We start from the raw sequence: 735 nt of genomic DNA, 5'->3' as shown, positions 1-735 counted from the left end.
TAACTTCGCTAATCGCTGCGCAACCAATAGGGTCAGCGTCGCCTTTAACAGGTAGGGCTTAACGCCCATTTCAAGCAAGCGTGTAATCGCCGAAATGGCATTGGTACAGTGCAAGGTACTTAGCACAAGATGTCCGGTCAGCGCGCATTCGATCGCGATTTTTGCGGTTTCTTCGTCGCGAATCTCGCCCACCATAATCACATCGGGGTCGTGTCGTAGTATATTCCTCAGGGCTTTCGGAAAGGTCGAACCTGCTTTACGGTTTATCTGTATTTGTTCCGTACCTTCAATATGAAACTCCACCGGATCTTCAACCGTAATGACATTCAAGGCCTTGTTTTCAATGATCTCCTGCAACAACGCATAGAGCGTGGTCGACTTACCGGAGCCGGTAGGTCCCACAACGAGCACGAGACCATGGCTTTGTTTGGATGCCTTATAGACATGCTTGTACTCACCTTCTTCAAGCCCTAGCTGCTCAAGCGAGAACAGGCGTTGATCCGCATTCAGCAGCCGAACGACTAGGCTCTCCCCGTGAATGGTTGGAATGATCGACATACGCAACTCAAGCTTATGCCCTCCGACCGATATACGTGCCCCGCCGTCCTGTGGCATTCGATGTTCTGAAATGTTCATCCCACCGATGATTTTGAAGCGACTAATTACCGCGGCCAAGTGCTCTTTATGAATCTCCGAGCGCAGCACCATGTTGCCATTCATACGAAGCAGGTAGTC

General features: G+C 50.5%; 1 protein-coding gene. It reads right to left on the bottom strand.

Going from position 1 to position 735, the window contains the following annotated elements:
• A partial coding sequence (locus A3750_RS04830; RefSeq protein ID WP_197474898.1) for a GspE/PulE family protein occupies positions 1 to 735 on the bottom strand: 735 nt, incomplete at both ends.

Source organism: Oleiphilus sp. HI0079 (assembly GCF_001635105.1).
Note: the sequence above shows the minus strand (reverse complement) of the source record. Positions and strands in the feature narration are given on the sequence as shown.